Below are 18275 nucleotides of genomic sequence, written 5' to 3'. Positions count from 1 at the left end.
ACCCGGCTCGAGATTTCGATACCCTGTGAATACCTAACACGGTGGCTACCGACGTTAGAGACGGACGTTCTGCACTGTCGAGAGACGTTGGTCGTGGACGGGTGAACGTCCACGGGGAAAGACAATGCCAGAGGTAACAGCAGAAGTCGAGAACGTGATTCGCGACTACGAGAGCCTGTGGAACGAGGGCAACTACGCGGAGATTCCGGCGCTCGTCGCCGACTCGTTCGTGCTCCAGGATCCGAGCTATCCTGAAACTGTCCGTGGCCGAGACTCCTTCGAGACGTACCTCCGGGAGCTACGCGAGGGATTCCCCGACTTCCACGTGGAGATAGAGGACATGGCCACGAGCGGCGGAAAGGTCATGGCCAAGTGGACGATGACGGGCACCCACGAGGGCGAGTTCGCCGAGATACCACCGACCGGGAACAGCGTCGAACTCGAAGGCATGGATACAGTCGAGATAGCGGACGGAACCGTGCAGGAACACCAGATCTACTACGACACGCAATCGCTGTTCGAACAGGTTGGCCTCACCGACGCGTGAGGCCGTACCCGTTTCAGATGTCGCTCTGCTTCGGTCTGTGAATTCGACGATCGTCGGCCTTCCGTCCGGTTCAACGAGACTGCCGGCGCGCTGCGAGCAGTACGGTAGCGACCAGTGCGAACACGGTGAGCGGCACAGTGAAGGCCGGTCCACTACCGTCTGTCGACGAGCTGGCGGGCGTCGACCGGTCTGTCGCTCCAGTCCTTGCCGACTGACCCGTTCGTTCCGAGGCTCCACTCGGTGAGAGCGGTGCGACCGTGGTTCTGGTCGGCGACTGGGTGGTTGGCGGTTCGGGCCGTTCGGTCGCTGTCTGGGTCGTGCGGGCCGTTCGTGGCGGGGACGCTGTCTGTGTCGTGCGGGCCGTTCGTGTCGGGGTCCCCGTCGCCGTAGCACGCTGTACTGACGGTTCCGAGTTCGACTCAGGCGCTCGCTGGCCAACAGGTTCCGGCACAGGCTCCGGAGCAGGTATCGGAGTCGGAGTTCGAGTCCGTGTCGTCGTCGGCGTCGTGGTCGGTTCGTCCGTCGATGTCGGCGTGCCAGTAGCCGTCGGCTTTGGCGTAGGGGTCTGTGCTGTCGGCGTCCCGGTTGGCGTTGGCTCGGGTGTAGGGGTCGGCGTGGCCGTCGGCGTACGTGTCGGAGTCGGAGTGTGGCTGGCCTGAGATGACGACGACTCTGTAGCCGTCGGACTCGGAGCGGGCGTGGACGTCGCCGACTGCGACGGCGTTGGTGACGCTGTCGGTGTCTCAGTAGCCGTCGCAGTCGGCGTGGTTGGTGTCGAGAATCGGGCGATGATGTGGCGTGTCGCGACGGACTCCTGACCTCGGAGTGTGACGTCGAGTTCGAGACGCCCCTCGTAGGCGCCGTCGATTCGCGTCCGTAGGAGGACGTATCCTGTCTGTGGCGCTCGCAACTGGTACGGCTCGCCGAACGGAAGCTCAGAGTGGCCGTACAACTCGCCGACCGGTTCACCGTCGGACACGATTTCGACGGTGACCGTCGACGGCGGGACCGTGTTGTTCGCTCCGACGTCGACGCGAACCGATTCCAGTCCAGCGACGGTCGCCCGGGTCGCACCAACGTCGTCGGCGGTGACGTCGGTCGGATAGGTGTCGTTCCAGCGCTCGACGACGCCCGTCCGGTCGAGTCGTATCGTCCGGTTCACGTAATGACCCGCCGGTACGTCGATAGCGACGGTCTTCGGGCGGTACCCCGGTGCGTCGACGGTCAGCGTCTGTCGTCCGGCCCCGGTCGAGAGACCGTACGAGCCACCGTGTGAGGTGAAGTACGAGCAGTCACTGACCGAGACAGTCGCCGGAGCGATTCGCGTTCCGTCCGCGGCCACTATCTGCCCCCGAACCCCCTGTCCGTCGACCACCCGCTCGGTCGCGGCGTGTGCGTCGATGTGCCCCCCGCCGTACCGAACTGGCTCTGTCGATGCCGTGTTCGCTGGCTCCCTAGCAGAGCAACGGAGTGCCGTCTTCAGGACACCGGGGTGAACTTCCCGACCGGCTGCACTCTCCATCAGTGCGAGCGTCCCGGCAGCGAGTGGTGCGGCACCGCTCGTCCCGCCGAATGACCCCACGGACTCGTTCCCCTGTGGCACGACGAGGTCCTGTCCCGGAGCGACTACGTCCGGCTTCGAGTATGCAAGCGGCCACTCGCGAGGATAGCGGACCGTCCGTCTCCGGTCGCGATTGTACGGCCCGGTGAACAGCGCACGATGATTCGAGGACGACTCCTCCAGGACGGCACCCGATCTGTCGGTCGCTCCCACACTGACCGTCTCGTAGATGCTCGCCGGCGCTCGGACGTAGCCTGGTCCGTCGTTGCCAGCAGCCGCGACGACGACGGTCCCCATCTGCTCGGCGCGCCAGATAGCCCGCACGAGTGGGGCGTAGCGTGTCGTTCGGCTGTCGACCACGCGGCTGATACTAATTACGTCCGCGTCGTTCGCCAGCGCCCACTCGATGCCCGCGATGACCGACGCCCGCTCCGCGACGAGGGCGTGGAGCAACTGCGTCTCCGGAGCGACGCCCATCCCGTCGTACCCCGTCGCGTTCCCAGCGGCGACGAGGCCGCTGGTGGCCTGTCCGTGTGCCGCTGCGAGATGTGGCTCGGAGCCCGTGACGCGGTTGCCATCCGCGTCGAACTCGGCCCAGCCTCCGGGATACGTCGGGTCGTTCGCGTTCGTCGTGAACACTTCGATAGTGGGGTGTCTGGGGTCGACGCCGCTGTCGAGAACCGCGACGCGGGTCCCGCTTCCACGAGTGTCGTAGGCCGACCAAACCCGCGTGGCGTTCGTCGCCGCAACCTGCCACGCCGTACCCGAGGTGTCGTTGGACTGCGCCGCCCACGAGGACGCCACATCGCTATCGGTGACGGCCCCCGACTGCGACGCTGCCTCGTTCGATGCCGGTCGCCGACGAGTGAGTTCGACGACGCCGTCTACCCCGGCTAGGCTGGTGAGGTCGACGCGAGCGAGGTCGACTCGAAGGATGACACTGTTCACTACCCAAAAGCGGTTCTCCACCGCCATCCCGTCGTGGCGGCGGACGTAGGCGAGGAGTGGGCCCTGGGTGCGATTGCGCTCCCGTCTCAGTTTCGTGAGGGCCGAAGCGCTGTCGCTCGCTGAGGCCCCGTCGTCTGCGATGCGAACCCAGATATCGGCGACGCCAGAGCTGTTCCGAAGTGACGGGTCGATAGTCGCTGGTCGGGGTGTCTCGGTCGTTCGGGATTCGCGAGTCTCTGTCTCGTCCGTCGCGTCCGAGACGGTGAGGGCCGGCCCAGTCACCATCGGTATGAGTACCGTGAGACAGACTACGAGCAGTCCGAAAACCCGAACTCTATTCACGCGCGGGTCACCTGCCTGCCGTCTGGATGTCGTCGGCCGACCCGCAGCTGCGGCGCGACCATGCGCATTGGCCGGTACCCGGCTACAATAGTACGGGCTGTGATACCACCACTAAACGCGCCGTTAGCTGTTCAGGCGACACCTACTGGACGAAGAAAAAGCCATCCAAGGCGCCTCTGATTCTCAAAACCGTGTCGAGTCGTCGGTCCAGTGATGTTCGACGGTCCCGTCGACGGTGATGTCCCCATCGCTGGTGAGCGTTACTTCGTGGTCGGGCACCTCGAATGAGAGTTGCCAGTCGCCGTCCCCGTGCTTCGTCAGTGTCGAAATCGCATCACAGGCGACGTAGTTTTCGAGGACCAGTTCTAGGTCGTCTGGCTCAACGTCCTCTGCCTTCGCGATGGCTGCCAACACGTCCCCGACCGACGTGGTTGTCATAGTACGAAGTACTGTCTCCATCGTCAAAAGTCCACTACAATAATAGTGTCTACGTGGGTGTGTCACCTCACACTGCCGAGTGCCGGCCCAGTGTGCCGGATAGTGTGTTCGTCGCCGGGAGACGGTCGACCGACCGTGAGCACGTCACCGAGACAAAGCGTCGCTTACGCGACCGGCACGAGACGTCGAAAAGTACCGACAATGATGAAACCGGTACTCCGTCTCTGGGCCTCTCAGGCCTGTTCACGCCGTTTCGGTGACAATACTCGAAAGGTGAGAACAGCCGTATCGTGGCCGTGTGACCTATTCGGAACGGTCACACCGTCGGTAGCCCGCGAAAGGTGTTAACGCATAAATAGCTAACACGCTCGTCGCTGTACTGTCAGGTATGCCCGTGCACTGCGCGAACTGCGACGAGGACCTGCCGACACAGCGGTATCACGTCCACCTCGCGACGGGCGAAGTCATGGAGATGGAACTCTGTGAGGGTTGTCGGCACAAGTTCGTCACGGCCGAGTGGGTTTCGGCCGTCGTCTGAGGCCCCTAGTCTCGGTCGTGGCTGTGTCGCTCACAGAAGTAGGGCTGGCTGTGGACCTCTGGGACCCACCTCGTCCACCCACACCGTTATGCTGTGTGTCAACTATTGGTACGGTAAGATGCGCGCAGCAGTGTTCACCGGGCACAAGCGTCCGTTGGAGGTCAGAGACATCGACGCCCCAGAGCCAGACCCCGAAGGAGTGGTCGTCGAGACCGACGTGTGTGGCATCTGCCGGAGTGATTGGCACGCGTGGCAAGGTGACCCGCTTTGGGAGTCAAGGGGCCTGGCAGAGGGGCACGTACTGGGACACGAACCTGCGGGCGTGGTCGTCGACGTCGGCGAGGCGGTCGAGCAGGTCCGTGAAGGGGACCGTGTCACGGTCCCGTTCAACCTCGGTGACGGGACGTGTCCATCGTGTCGCAACGGTCACTCGAACCTCTGTGATAACCGCATTCCGCTCGGGCTGACCCCCGAATCACCGGGTGCATTCGCCGAGCAGTTCCACGTCCCGTGGGCCGATTTCAACGTGGTCCCACTACCCGAGAGTGTCTCTTCGGTAGCGATGGCCGGGCTCGGCTGTCGGTTCATGACCTCGTTCCACGCTTTGGTCCATCGAGCGGAGCTGACTGCGGGTGATTGGGTCGCTGTCCACGGCTGTGGCGGTGTCGGCCTGTCGGCGGTCCACATCGCCGATGCGCTGGGTGCGGCCGTCGTCGCAGTCGACCTGTTCGACGAGAAACTCGCCGTCGCCGCCGAGTTGGGTGCCGTCGAGACGGTGAACGCCAGCGAGGTAGCGGACGTCCCCGAGGAGATACGTGCGATTACGGACGGCGGTGCCGATGTCTCCGTCGACGCACTCGGTATCGCCGAGACCTGTCAGAACTCGGTCCACTGCCTGCGCAAGCGCGGCCAACACCTCCAAATCGGCCTGACCTCGAGCGAGGAAGGCGGTGAGGTTTCGTTGCCGACCGACCTGATGGTCGCGAAGGAACTCCAGTTCGTCGGGACCATCGGAATGCCGCGGCCTCGGTACGACGAGATATTCCGGCTTATTAGACACGGCAAAATCGACCCAGCGGCGATGGTCTCCGAGACAGTGTCGATAGAGGAGACCGGCGAGAAGCTGGCGTCCATGACGGAGTTCGAGACGGTCGGTATCCCCGTCATCGACGAGTTCTGAGATTGCTTCGGCCGCGGAATCGCTACCGTCGTCTCGTGTAGTGCCACCCTTGAAGATTGAAATTCATAATCTTTTTTGATTATGAACTCGATTGACCGGCACCGATGCGCTACTCCGAAACGTTACAACTGTTCGAGCAAGCCTTCGACTTTCCTGCCGATAGAGAGACCGTGGTGACGCAGTTGGGTGACGTGGAGTTGTCGACGCCCGAAGGCGACGTGGTTACGCTCCGCGACGTCCTGAATCGCACCGACGAGACCTCGTATCACTCGCCGGACGAACTCTACACGTCGCTGATGGGGAACCTCGAAGACGGCTTCATCGGGCGGAAGTACTACGACGACAGGGCGGGCATCGAGTCTGGGGTGAAAGACGTCCGAAGCGAGGACGTCTCGCTCTGACCTAACTACCGCGTCGGTCACGGTGCGGAGGAAGTCATCAGCTGAAATCGTCGAGTCGCAACTTGTCAGCGTGGAGTCCGTCGGGTTCGTCGGCCCCGAGGAGGCGAGGTAGCGCCGTGTTGGCGAAAGTCAGTCCGACGACGAGCAGTATCGGGGCGAAGAAGAGCCCGTAGAAACCGAGGACGACGGGCCCGAGCGTGTACGCCAGCATCAGCAGGCCCACGTGGGTGTTCTCGCCACTGAGCAACGGTCGCAACAGCAGGTCGGGGATGGTGTCGACGATGATCACAGCGACGCCGAGGAAGGTCAGTACGTATATCAGTACCGAGGAGTCGCCACCGAGGAACACCGGCAGTGCCGTGATGGCCGTCAGCGGCAGATAGACGATTTTCATCCCGACGACCGGTATAAGACTCGCGATTCCGGTCAGGGCACCAGCAAGCGCTGGGTACGGCACTTCGGCGGATTCCGGAACCAGCGCGTTGTACCCGGAGAAGGCGGCGATAGCGATAAGCGATATCGCGAGGACGTTCAGGAGGTTTCCGAACAGGACCGCTTCGAGTTCCTCGTCGACGGCTTCGAGGTACTCGCGGATGATGGCACCGTCGTCGAACCGCAAGAGCCACTCACGGATACGCTGGCCGTCGAGCAGGAGGTAGTAGGTGACGATGACGGTAACGAACAGGTTGAGGAAAAAGTTCGAGACCACGGACGTCAAGAGGGCTGCGTGGTCGCCGAGGAACTCGACGAGCGGTGACAACTGCCCGGACTGGTACGCTTCGTACAGCCCCTGCACGGTGAGGTCTGGCGTCGATTCGAACTCTCCGAGCCAATCGACGTGCGTCGCGGCTACGCTAACGAGCCCATACTGATCGACGAACTGGCGGGCTTCGAGGACGAGGAGGACCACTGCTTGACATCCTCCCCGCGCTGAAGCGCGAGGATTCCCGATAGCCGTTGGGATATTGTGGTTTACGACGTGGCCTGTTCTCGCGGTGCGAAGCATCCGCTCTCTGAATCGAACAGGTACGTCGATGGCTGTGCCAACCAGCCGTTACTCCTATCACCGCCATCTGTGGCGGGACTCGGAGATACTTTCTGCCGAATGTTCTCAGCGCCGTTCACGTCTGCATTCGCCACCGTACCGCACTCATCACAGACGTACAACCCACGCTCAACACGGTTCGCCTTGCGCTTGCGACCACAGCACGAACACGACTTAGACGTATCGCGCTCAGACACTCGCTCGACCGTGATACCTTCCATATCGGCTTTGTATTCGAGCATCGAGGTGAAGCGGTCGAACGCCCACGAGTGCAGGTCGAGGTTGCCGTGCTTCCCCCAGTTCTTCGACTCGCCGTTCTCCTCATCCTCACGGATACCGGAGAGGTCGCCAACCACAATCGTTCCAACCCCTTCGGCAACACACCGTTGGACGATGTGCTTCGAGAGCGTGTGGAAGTAGTGGGTGCGACGCGCCGACTTCTTCTGGTTCAACCGTGTCGCTTGGTCGGAGTCTGAGTCGTCACAGTGAGCAATCCGCTTGCTGAAGTAGTAGTCATCCTGCTTCAAGCAGTTGAGCGGATACAGTTCGCTGTGGCCGTCTTCGTAGGCGAGCGCGGCAAAGTTGTTGATACCGAGGTCAACACCCACTGTTTTCTCACCGGGTGATTCAGAAATCTCGATTTCAACCTTGCACACGAAGTGTATTTCCCACTCGTCACCAGTCCAAACGGCTCTGACTTGTTGAACGCTCTCAACGGTGGAGAGGTCAACGTCGGGCCGGGTCTGGTACTCGCAGAGGATGAAGTCCGACCAATACTCCTTGAGGTTCGAGCCTTTGCTGAGTCGGACTCGCTCGTACTTGGTGTCGAGTTCGAAGCCTGCGGCTTTGAACGTGACAGTGCTTCGTGGGTGGTCGTCGCCGTGCTTGCGGTACTTCGGTGGGTTTGCTTTCGTGTCCCCGTTGTGTCGTTTGCCGTACCAGCCGTTGAACGCTTCAGCGAGTTCTTGCAAAACTCGCTGACTTGACTGCGAATGCAGGTCATCATAGCGTTCGTGTGACTTCAGGTACGAGGTGAGTTCGTTGTGACCGGGGATGTGGCCAATCTCTGACCATACACGGTCGCAGACCCACCGTCCGACGTTCCAGAGTTTCGATGCCGAGAACCCGAGGGCGTCGAGGTCGTCTTGCACCTGTTGCTGGTTCCTGATGGAAGCAGTGTAGGTGCGGGAGACGACCTGTTTCGCCATACGTAACCTATGTAGTCAAAATTACTTGAAGGTCTGGATTCGAGCGTGGAATATCCTGCCGTGCAATCGAACGGTGGATTGTGTAGTCTGTTGTCGGATTCATCCCCGCCCTGTACGGCGGGGCTTTCTCCTAGTACTTCCGTAAACTACCTCATCCCACTCCTGGCGATCCACTGACCGAGTCGGTCGGTCCCGATCGCGGAGACGATCGAGGCGATGAACGACCTCCAGGCTACCGGCGAGGTGCGCCATATCGGCGTGAGCAACTTCTCGGTCGACCGGCTCGAGACCGCACGTGACGCCTCCGAAACACCGATCGTGACGAACCATATCGAGTACAACCCCTCCACCGACTAGGCCGATCTGCTGGAGTACTGCAGCGATCACGACAGCATGCTGACCGCCTACAGTCCGCTGGCTCGTCCAGCAAGCCCCGGTCGCTGCGATCCCGAAGGCCGCGCGTCGCGCCCATCTGCAGGCCAATCTGTCGCTCTCCGAGTTCGCATAGACCGACCCGGAGATGGCCGAGATCTTCGACCTGCAGAGCGGACTGCTCGAACGGCTCGGATCGGTACTGGGACTCTAGTCGAAGCCCTGACGAAAAAATCAAAGGGGCTCTGTTGAAACGCTCAGTTGCTGATAGTTTGTAGACTGCTGTATCCAGCGCGCCTAGTCAGCACCGATTTATCCCGGCGGGGTCTCCTTTTCGATGGCCACGAGTACTTCGTCGAGTGCCCTGAGAATATCGCGGTCTCTCGGGGTTCCACTCCAAGAGCGGCGGTGCGTCGTCACGTAGAGACCAACCCTTGCCCCAACGACCAGCGAGGGATCCGGTTCGGAATCGCCAGATCCGCCATTCTTGAACGCGTCACGAAATGCGTCGCTCCGAGCCCAGGAGAGCCACGTCGCTTCCGAACTGTCTCCGAGGAGAGCGATAATACGGTCGTCTGTGAACCACTCGACCGCCTGCTCTCCGTCGATATTCGTGTCGCCGGAAAGGACTAGCAGGTCGGCGTTATGTGGTTCGGTCACCGTCTCGATCTCTGCAGGCATCGAGAGTGCCACCTCGTCGTCGACGTAGACAGCGGTCGTGTCGAGACGCTCGAGTGAAAGACCCTCAGAGTCGGTGGACTCCGTCGAGAGAGCAGAACATCCCGCGAATATCCCGAAGAGGGCGATACTGCTCGCGTGGAGTGCGCTTCGGCGAGTGTACTGCTGCATAGGTGTACGGTCAGAGACGGGAGGAAAAATATTGGTGTTCGCTCAAAACAGCACTGTAGTTTGTCGGGGCTGAATGGAGACGGCAGTATCGATAGCTGGACTCTCCTCGATCGTGGGGGCCAGCGGTCGTCGTACTGTCGGACGATCGTGCTGCTGACTACGTCCGCTGTATCGGTTACCTCGCTACTGACAGCGGTCGGGTAGTTCGGTCGGCTCCTGCTGAATACAGCACGCATATTCAGCATCGGCAGAGTCCATCTATCGAAGACGGTCTGCGGTTCAGGAAACAACTGCAAAACTCCAGTCATGTGGGGAGGGGAATTCATCGTGAACGCACACGCATTTCTAGATCGTCCTCGGGCTGGAGCGTCAACGCGGGTGCAAATGATACGGGATCGTTGTCAACCAGAGAAAAATCGTAGTTCTGGAGCAATACCGAGACGGCACCAAGGATTTCAATCATACCGAAATCACGGCCGATACAGCCGCGGGGACCTCTACTGAACGGGAAGTACACGTAATCGGGACGATCGTCTTCTTCTGCCCACCGTTCCGGTCGAGCAGTTTCTGGATCATCCCACCAGCGCGCATCACGATGTAAGAGCCATTGGGGCAACACGACAGTCGTTCCTGGTTTAATTGTATATCCGCCGATTTCGACTGGTTCAGTCGGTTCACGAAACACCGAATACGCCGGTGGGTAGAGCCGCATGGCTTCGTACGCAACATTTTCAGTATATTCGAGCTGTTCGAGTGTCTCGAGTGTTGGTTTACGGTCGGTCGCTTCTGCAATTTCATCCCGCACTTGGCGCTCGATATCTGCCCGCTTTGCGACTAGATACAATGTATATGCGATCGCCAGAGCCGAGGTGTCGTGTCCACCGAGTAGGATCGTGGCAACCTCGTCTCGGATTGTCTCGTTGTCACACGTCGGTAGCAACATGGTGAGGAGATCATCAGGAGAACCTTCCGAATCCGTGGCTTCAAACTCCGATCTTCGATCTTCCAAAAGATCGTATAATGCGTCATCAAACTCGGCGATGGCACGGTGATAACGCCGGTGCTTGGGGATCGGAACCCACTCCGGAACGAACGTAGTGAGTTCTGTAAAATCGAACCGAGAGCTAATCGTATGGCCCGTCCTGCTGAACGTGTCCGTTATTTCCCCTAGTTCAATCCCAAACAACGCCTTCGCCAGGACCTGGAGTGTCAGGGGTTGGAATGCCTTGTCGAGGGCGATTACGTCACCATCTTCCCAATCATTGGTCATCCGGATTGTCAGTTCAGCAACGGTGTCTGAATATTGAGAAAGGCGTTCCCTATTGAATGCCGGCTGTATTTTGCTTCGTTGCTCCGTCCAGTAATCGCCTTCACTCAATAGCAGTCCGTTTCCTACGATTCTCCCCAGATATTGGTTTTGCAGATGACCTTTGCCAAACGACGATGCCTTTGTCGTGAATACCTGTTTAACTGCTTTCGGGTTCGCAATTATACAGAGTTTTTCCGTCCCGATAGGGACAGTGACGATGTCTCCGTGTTTGTCCGTGATGCCTTCTAGAGCTGCGAGTGGCTCCCCAATATACTGCAGAAGTCCAATCATGGACGTTCTGGGGGGCTGGGGCGCCATCTCGTTCGCTTTTTCAGTACTCATTTTAGTTACTCTTGTCTGGAGACTACTGTAAATTGTCTGGGTCAATTGCTCTTCGCTCATCTTGTGGCCAGTAATCGTACAGATACAGCCCAAACGGAATCCACCAGATTAGGTCGTTGGTTAGTATCAAAATCACTGCTCGGACAGGCCAATCCCCCGACAATACGAGGAAAGCCATCCCAATAGGTCCAAGAATTTTTCCAGCGAGTCCAACGGCGACTATGAGCCAGCCACGATCCAGGGAACGCGCGACGGCCAGGTAGAGTACTCCATACAGCCCGACAATCATGCCGAGGGTGGCAAATATCTCAGGATGGCGCATTGGCTCCATGCGAGCGACGTGAAAGAACCACTGTGGCTGAATACTCGAATAGAGTCCCCAGGTGATGTTGTATACACCCGCAATCAAAAACACAATTTGGTAAAATTTCCGGGGGATGATTGGTGAGTGCATATGCGTCACTGGTAGAAAATCTCATGGCGTCTGTAAAAATTCATGGCACCTTCTCATCACCGATAATCAACTAGCTGACCCATATCAAACACCGGTTTATTCTACCGTATTGGGGATTCCCGCCCTGTGATGAACTAATCCTCTGAATCTTGCACGCCAGTACTGACAGACATTGAGCAGTTCGAAAAGGCAGTGCTGCATACACAGCGCATATCGCTCACTGACATGATTCGTCGTATTGAATTGGTACCAAACAACAAATCCTTTGAAGCCGAATAAGCGGTATGAACTGCGCCGAGGTCGTCCGACAAAGCCAGCGCGCGTCGACGCGGAGGACGTTCCGGCGTCGGGTCAAGAGACAGGCGGCGGCGCTTCGCGAGGCACTCAGAGCCGAGGGGTTCAACGGCGGATTTCGACTCGGACTCGAACTCGAAGGCTACACCGTGGATAGCGACGGCCAACTCGCGGCTGCCCCCAACACGGCGATGTCGTCGGTCTGTGAACCCGAACTTGGGCGGCACAACGCCGAGTTGAACACGCCCGCGACGACGTTCGATCCGGAGGGCGTCACGCGACAGATAAACAGTCTCACCGAGCGCGTTACTGCTGTCCGGGAGGCGTTTGCAGCTCACGACAGGCAGTTCGTCACCGACGGGATATGGACGATTGGCCCACCAGAGGGAACAATAGCGTATTTGTCCGCCAGCGAGACCAGGGGCGGAATCGAAGTTGCAACGAACCTCTCACCAAAAGATCGATACTACGCACTTGATGCGGATATCACCGCCACAGGCCCGGTGGAGTTGGAGCTTCCCGGCTGCCATAGGACGCTCCAAACGATCCTCGTAGAATCGTTGGCTGCCTCCATGCAGATGCACCTTCAATCGCCGACCGATGAGTTCGCGCGGTACTTCAACGCAGCACTGCGAACCGTCGGCCCGCTGGTTGCGCTGGCGGCAAACTCCCCGTTTCTCCCGCCCGAGCTATACACTGGCGCTGACACGGAAACGGTATTGACCGCTGGGGTCGAACTCCGTCTCCCCGTGTTCGAGTCGATGAACGTCCGCGACCGTGGCAAAGTTCGGTTACCCAGGGATCTCGATTCGCCCACGGATGCCGTTAATCGCATCGTCGACGACCGGGTCTGTGCGCCCTACCTTCACGAATGGATCACGGAGGGGTCTTCAGAGGGGTTCGAAGCTGACTACTGGGAGTTGCTCCACAAGCAAGGAACCTGCTGGCGATGGGTCCGACCCGTGTTCGGTCCCGAAGGGCCGCGTATTGAGTATCGACCGCTCGCTTCCCAGCCAAGCGCGGCCGATGTCATCGGATTTCAGTTGCTCGTTGCTGGACTGCTACATGGTGTCATCATCACAGATCATCCCCTGTTCACCCTGCCCTGGCAGGCTGCCCAGGAGTCTCTGTACGCGGCAGGCCGTGACGGGCTCGAGGCGTCCCTCGCGTGGGTGACTCGCGACGGTGATCGTACCGACGACCCAGCAGTCCTCTATCCGGACCTGTTCGCCGTGGCTCGCACCGGGCTCCGCGACCGAGGGCTAACGGACGCCCGTATCGATGAACTTCTCGCCCCTGTTGAGCGTCGCTGGGCGGCCCGGACAACTCCGGCGACGTGGAAGCGTGACCAAGTTCGAGCTAGACTCGGCGCCGGTGACGACATCAGGGCTGCCATTATTGGGATGCAACGGGAGTACATCCGACAGGCCGGGACTGGAAAGCCATTCGTGGACTGGCTTGAGTGAAAATAGAGGGTACCGAGCTTCGTTCCGGACTCGGGATGTGGAGTAACTCGGACTCGTTCATTCGGTACGGTGCTGGATTCAGCCTCTGTATCTTGCACGCCAGTACTGACAGACATTGAGCAGTTCGAAAAGGCAGTGTTGCATACACAGCGCTTGTTCAGCACCACCCTGAGGCCGAATCTACTCAATCGGTATCCGTGATCTCATTCCGTGGTCTCCTACTCATCAGGTCGCTGGTGTGATATTCTGATTCAGGTGGAAGACGTTCTCGGGGTCCCACTCGGCCTTGACCCGTGCGAGTCGGTCGTATATTTGATCGCCATAGGCGGCGTGCGTCCGGTCGGTCTCGTCCTCGCTCATGAAGTTGACGTAGACCCTTACCGGTCGAGTACGTCGCCATCGCCTCGAACAACTCCCTGGTCCACTCGACGTGGCGTTGATCGTCCTCTGGGTCGTCCCATCGTGACTGGATGTTGAGCACCCAGCCGGCGGCCCGGTGTGGGTACGCGGTCGAGTCGTGAGGTTTCCGAGCGACGGCCCCGCCGAGTGAGAGCATCCCGATCGCTGAGGCCGTCGAGGTCATCCGGGCCGCATGGTCACAGAGCACGTCGATGGCCTCGCCCGTGAGGTCGGCAAGGTAGTGGGACTTCCAGTAGTTGCGCGCCCCCGGGCCGACAGCGTCGTCGAACATCGACTGGAACGCCACGTACGGCTTCGGGCCGAGCGCGTCACCGATGGGGTCGCCATACTCGGCGATCGGTGCCAGCGTCCGTTTCCCCTCGTCGGGATCGCCTGCGTATATCATCGCGATGATCACCACTAGTTCCCCGTGAACCGATTCGGGCAGGAATGGTGCCGGGGGCGCATGCCTGAGTATGGGGAGGAAGGACACCTCGTGGGGCGCGTCGCGGAGAAACGACGCTATCTCGCGGAGGACGTCGGGGGCGTCGTCAAACGGCCACACGACCGGGCCCGCGTGCACCGTCGGTCCAAGCTCGTGCAGTTCGAACTCGAAGGACGTCACCACGCCGAAGTTCCCGCCGCCGCCCCGGACCGCCCAGAACAGGTCGGGGTGCTCGTCGGCGCTCGCTCGGACGAACGTCGCGTCAGCCGTGACGATGTCAACCGACCGGAGGTTGTCGACGGTCAGGCCGTGCTTCCGGGAGAGGTAACCGACGCCGCCGCCGAGGGTGAGTCCCGCCACGCCCGTCGTGGAGATGAACCCCGCGGGCGTGGCGAGGCCGTGGGCCTGGGATTCCACGTCAAGGTCGTGGAGGACCGCGCCAGGGCCGACCCGGGCCGTCTTCCGTTGGGGGTCGACGTGCACGTCGTCCATCGGCGAACAGTCCAGCATCAGTCCGTCGTCGACGACCGCGTTGCCGGCGACGTTGTGGCCGCCGCCCTTGATGGCAATTTCGAGTCCGTGCTTCCGCGCGAACGGGACCGCTCGCATGACGTCGGCCGCCCCCGACGCACGGACGATGACGGCCGGCTGTCGATCTATCATCGCGTTCCAGACCTCGCGGGCCTCGTCGTATACCGCATCGCCGGGGAGGAGGACCTTGCCCCGTAGTTCCGCCCCGAGATTCCTTGCCGCGTCCTCGAGTTCGACTGGTGTATCGTGTTCGCTCATGGAGTCTCGGTGAGTCCCTTCGCCTGCTGGAATAATGTAAATTTCCAGTGAAATATTTCACACCGTGAAAGCGTCTGCCGCTCGTCGAACTCCCGAACGGCCGGTTACGCGAGGACATCCGACGAGAGGAGCGACCCCGCTTCCTCGATCCGTCGTGCCTCTGCCCTATAGCGCTCGTAGACCGTCTCCGCCCACTCTCGAACCGTCGCCGCCTCGGTATCGACCACGGCCTCCAGCTGTCGCGACTCAGCGTCGTGACAGCAGATGCCCATTCGTTCATCGAAGAGCCCGATCCCACAGCGGTGCTGGTCAGGGAGGTTGTCGTGGACGAACAGTGAGCAGTTATCGCGGGAGGCTGCCTCTGCGACTTTTTCCGGGTTCCACGCGACCGTCGCTTCGAGCACCTCGGGCGAGTAGATGTATTCGAACTCCATCCCGTCGAGCACGGCCTCGCAGACGGTTTCGTTGTTGACTGACTTGAAAACGGTTGTGCCGAACCCCCGCATAGTGTCGCTCTCCTTGATCAGTCGGGTGACCCGCTCGACCGGTTCATAGGGGTATCCTTCTCCCGGATACGAGACAGTGGCATCGGCGAACATCTCGACCGAGAACCCTTCCATCTCCCGGGGAAGCCACCGCCAGACGTCGCGGAGCTTTCGCTCGGTCACCATGGCGTCTCGGAAGTCGGTGAACCGCTCGGCGACGAACTCGCCCAGCGGCGTGAGTTCGTACGTCGGGCCGTCACGCTCGATCCATCGGCGCTCCTCGAAGTCGGCGAGGATCCGGCCCATGGTGGGCGAGGAGGCACCGGTCGCCCCACGCAAGTCGTCCCGATCGAACGGCTGTTCGGCCAATGTTTCGAGCACCCCGGGGCGGTGTTCCGAGCGCGCGAGGAATTCGATGTCCTCTATCGACGAGCCCATGGTACAGTTACACACGCTGCGGTAAAAGTAATTGCGTGGGGCTATCAGCTATCGGATCGAAGTGACGAAAATCCGTATGTTACGGGCCGAAGACAGACGGATGGCCTGAATGGCCAGTTCCAACCATATACCAACCCGGTGACGTCGAACCACTTGAAGAGTGATCCAATCCTCTCAGTATTTCAGTGCATACAACTCGGGAAGCTTAGTCTCAGTCGGTTCCAATTTGCTGAATAGAACCTCCGTATCGGTCATGCCCTTACTGACAGACACTGAGTAGATCTAAAATGGACTGCTGAATACAGGGCGCGAGTGTCGCACGACACCACCACAGAAATCCGATTTTGGGAATCGATCAGTACAGGTGGTCTATTGACCACAGTTCTGTTATGATGTCACTCGGAGTTGAAAACTGGCGTACTAACATTTCTTAGAACCACGGACGAGTTATTGATCCGAGGCTGCCGCACGTGGAAATTCCATCAGCACAGCTGTTCCTTGCGAGATATCATCATCAAATCGAATATCGCCGCTACAGGCTGTTACACTCCAAGAGGCGAGCCATAGTCCGAGTCCCATACTATGACGAAGTTGCGACTCCGACCCCATCTCCAGAACGTCCCGTTCTTCCGATGGAATTCCCGGGCCGTTATCCTCGATGCGAATCTGAATGCGATCAGGATCCTTCTGTATCGTGACTAAAACTAACGGTTGATCAGAATCGTTGTGTTCTATCGCGTTTTCGATCAGGTTGATGAACGCAGTTGTAACCAGTTCCTCGTGTCCCGTTGCAGCGTGGGCGTCACTGGGGATGTCTACTTCGAAATCGACTGCTGGATAATTAACACGGAAATCGTCAACAATGGATTCAACCAGGCTACAGAGCTTGAGCGAACCCTGCTGGTCTGCCATGTCGTTGTGGATGTGGTGAATCTGTTGGACCTTCTCACTGGTTTCGATAAGTTCTTCTCCGCGTTCACGGATTGCATCTATCGCTGGCTGAAACTCCGGGTCAACCCCATCTTCCAGTTGCTGGACACGGCCAAGAATTACAGTCATGGCATTACTGAGGTCGTGTCGAAGGATGCGGTTCAGTACGTCCAATCGCTGTTCACGCTGTTTGCGATTGGTGATATCCCTGACAACGCCCACGGTTCCCTGAAACTCTCCATCTTCAGCAGGTAATAGTGCTAGATGCAAATCACAGGGAATGCTATCGCCGGAAGCTGTCTGTAACCTAATTTCGCACCGGCCACTCTCTCGTTCGTCGGATCGTAGCAACGTTCGAATAATGCTGAGGCATTTCTCAACGTCAGCATCTGTCAGGACCTTGGAAACAGGGGCACCGACAAGATCGTCTCGTGTGTAGCCAATATCGAAATTCTCGACCGCCGTCTCGTTAACCCACGTAATTTCTCCAGAACTGTCTAAAGTATATACTCCATCGCGAATCTGTTCAAGGATTGTTTGATGCCGATTTTCGCCGCCAGTCATCAGTCGGTATTCAAGTGGTGAATTATTAAAAAAGGGGGTTGCCTCTGCTCTTGGAAGTCATGGACTGAGTATCAAATCCGCGTTCTGCATCTGGCACGCCTCTGCAAACACTACTGAAATTTCATATAAGAGTCAACGGTCAGTTCGCAGGTCCGTTCTGGCGGCTGTTTCATAATTTTTGTGTCGAAAAGAACGATAGACGTCTACTGCGTACACCCTCTGTATTCAGCACGCGACTTCTGACAGGATACGTATAGGTCCACCACCGGCTTGCTGAATACAGCGCGCATATCTTGGACGCTCTACACTGGCAAAACCGGTGATAACGACATTTAGTTCTCTAACAACAAGACGGAATGAGTTGGGTTGCTGGTCTACTCACGGTCCCAGAGATACACCGCAAGCGCAAGGAGTCCGCCGAAGAAGGTCAAAAAGGTCAGTCCGCCAACGGCAAGCGCCCAGAATGCAGCGTTCTCGTTCCCACGCTGCTCTGCATCGTTATACACCCAGTAGGCAAGCACGAAGGGAATAATCAGGAAAAACAGACCGATTATTAGGAGTTCTGGACCGCCGGGAATACCGAATTGGAGGGGGACCATAACTACCCGTTGTCCCATATAGATGAAAAAAGGTATGGTAACTTGGAAGTCACACTCGCGGTACATTCACCACGATGGGCCTTCCTGATGGCGTTTTACGCACCCGGTCTGTAGTCCCCGTGTGCTGAACGCAACCTCTGTATGCAGCACGGCAATACTATCAGCTGTTGAGAGGTTCAACAGAGCCAAATTGATGTAAATCCGTATGTATTGAGAACGACAGTCTCAACTACTGGATACAGAGGATGTAGTCAGCACACTGATTGCGTTTGCTACATTACGAAATGGTTGAAATACTACGGTGTCCATACCGGTACGGCGGGTCGGGTGTC

General features: G+C 59.0%; 14 protein-coding genes and 2 pseudogenes. 6 read left to right on the top strand and 10 right to left on the bottom strand.

Annotated elements, in window-relative coordinates:
* Nucleotides 1-124: 124 nt before the first annotated feature.
* Nucleotides 125-547 (top strand): ester cyclase, encoded by a 423-nt coding sequence (locus tag EGH21_RS15370; protein WP_220619361.1) that lies wholly within the window; start codon nucleotides 125-127, stop codon nucleotides 545-547.
* Nucleotides 548-617: 70 nt separating this feature from the next.
* Here the strand turns inward: EGH21_RS15370 and EGH21_RS15365 are convergent, their stop codons facing one another.
* Entirely contained in the window at nucleotides 618-3341 is a 2724-nt protein-coding gene (locus tag EGH21_RS15365; protein WP_220619360.1) for a S8 family serine peptidase, read from the bottom strand.
* 240 nt (nucleotides 3342-3581) lie between these two features.
* A complete protein-coding gene (locus EGH21_RS15360; protein WP_220619359.1) occupies nucleotides 3582-3836 on the bottom strand; it encodes a HalOD1 output domain-containing protein in 255 nt (84 codons plus the stop codon).
* A 388-nt stretch (nucleotides 3837-4224) separates the two neighbouring features.
* Here EGH21_RS15360 and EGH21_RS15355 point away from each other — a divergent pair, with 388 nt between their 5' ends.
* From EGH21_RS15355 to EGH21_RS15345, 3 genes are all read left to right on the top strand, one after another.
* Nucleotides 4225-4374, top strand: coding sequence for a hypothetical protein (locus EGH21_RS15355; RefSeq protein ID WP_220619358.1), 150 nt, complete (start codon nucleotides 4225-4227; stop codon nucleotides 4372-4374).
* A gap of 118 nt (nucleotides 4375-4492) precedes the next feature.
* Complete coding sequence (locus tag EGH21_RS15350; protein WP_220619357.1) at nucleotides 4493-5554, top strand: zinc-dependent alcohol dehydrogenase family protein; 1062 nt, start codon at nucleotides 4493-4495, stop codon at nucleotides 5552-5554.
* Nucleotides 5555-5658: 104 nt separating this feature from the next.
* Nucleotides 5659-5955, top strand: coding sequence for a DUF5789 family protein (locus tag EGH21_RS15345; RefSeq protein WP_220619356.1), 297 nt, complete (start codon nucleotides 5659-5661; stop codon nucleotides 5953-5955).
* A gap of 37 nt (nucleotides 5956-5992) precedes the next feature.
* Here EGH21_RS15345 and EGH21_RS15340 read toward each other — a convergent pair.
* Both EGH21_RS15340 and EGH21_RS15335 read right to left on the bottom strand, forming a co-directional pair.
* A pseudogene (locus tag EGH21_RS15340) lies at nucleotides 5993-6868 on the bottom strand (AI-2E family transporter); the annotation flags it as partial.
* 59 nt (nucleotides 6869-6927) lie between these two features.
* On the bottom strand, nucleotides 6928-8208 hold the full coding sequence (locus tag EGH21_RS15335; protein ID WP_220619355.1) for an RNA-guided endonuclease InsQ/TnpB family protein: 1281 nt from the start codon (nucleotides 8206-8208) through the stop codon (nucleotides 6928-6930).
* A gap of 216 nt (nucleotides 8209-8424) precedes the next feature.
* Between EGH21_RS15335 and EGH21_RS15330 the strand changes: the two genes are divergently transcribed.
* Complete coding sequence (locus EGH21_RS15330; protein WP_220619354.1) at nucleotides 8425-8565, top strand: aldo/keto reductase; 141 nt, start codon at nucleotides 8425-8427, stop codon at nucleotides 8563-8565.
* Nucleotides 8566-8892: 327 nt separating this feature from the next.
* On the opposite strand, the gene EGH21_RS15325 is transcribed toward EGH21_RS15330, so the two are convergent.
* Both EGH21_RS15325 and EGH21_RS15320 read right to left on the bottom strand, forming a co-directional pair.
* Nucleotides 8893-9429, bottom strand: a complete 537-nt coding sequence (locus EGH21_RS15325) for a hypothetical protein (RefSeq protein WP_220619353.1) — start codon at nucleotides 9427-9429, stop codon at nucleotides 8893-8895.
* Between the two features lie 322 nt (nucleotides 9430-9751).
* Complete coding sequence (locus tag EGH21_RS15320; RefSeq protein ID WP_220619352.1) at nucleotides 9752-11140, bottom strand: cytochrome P450; 1389 nt, start codon at nucleotides 11138-11140, stop codon at nucleotides 9752-9754.
* A gap of 678 nt (nucleotides 11141-11818) precedes the next feature.
* Between EGH21_RS15320 and EGH21_RS15315 the strand changes: the two genes are divergently transcribed.
* Nucleotides 11819-13294: a glutamate-cysteine ligase family protein gene (locus EGH21_RS15315; RefSeq protein WP_220619351.1), complete on the top strand. Its 1476-nt coding sequence runs from the start codon at nucleotides 11819-11821 to the stop codon at nucleotides 13292-13294.
* Nucleotides 13295-13519: 225 nt separating this feature from the next.
* Here EGH21_RS15315 and EGH21_RS24720 read toward each other — a convergent pair.
* The 4 genes and pseudogenes from EGH21_RS24720 to EGH21_RS15295 all read right to left on the bottom strand — a co-directional run bounded on the left by EGH21_RS24720 (nucleotide 13520) and on the right by EGH21_RS15295 (nucleotide 17943).
* Nucleotides 13520-14927, bottom strand: a pseudogene (locus EGH21_RS24720) (FAD-binding oxidoreductase).
* Nucleotides 14928-15031: 104 nt separating this feature from the next.
* Nucleotides 15032-15850: a helix-turn-helix transcriptional regulator gene (locus EGH21_RS15305; RefSeq protein ID WP_220619350.1), complete on the bottom strand. Its 819-nt coding sequence runs from the start codon at nucleotides 15848-15850 to the stop codon at nucleotides 15032-15034.
* 447 nt (nucleotides 15851-16297) lie between these two features.
* On the bottom strand, nucleotides 16298-17344 hold the full coding sequence (locus EGH21_RS15300; RefSeq protein ID WP_220619349.1) for a PAS domain S-box protein: 1047 nt from the start codon (nucleotides 17342-17344) through the stop codon (nucleotides 16298-16300).
* Between the two features lie 374 nt (nucleotides 17345-17718).
* On the bottom strand, nucleotides 17719-17943 hold the full coding sequence (locus EGH21_RS15295) for a hypothetical protein (RefSeq protein WP_220617986.1): 225 nt from the start codon (nucleotides 17941-17943) through the stop codon (nucleotides 17719-17721).
* Nucleotides 17944-18275: the final 332 nt, after the last annotated feature.

The organism is Haloarcula rubra, assembly GCF_019599465.1.
GTDB classification, from domain to species: Archaea; Halobacteriota; Halobacteria; order Halobacteriales; family Haloarculaceae; genus Haloarcula; species Haloarcula rubra.
This window is presented reverse-complemented; position numbering and strand designations above follow the sequence as displayed.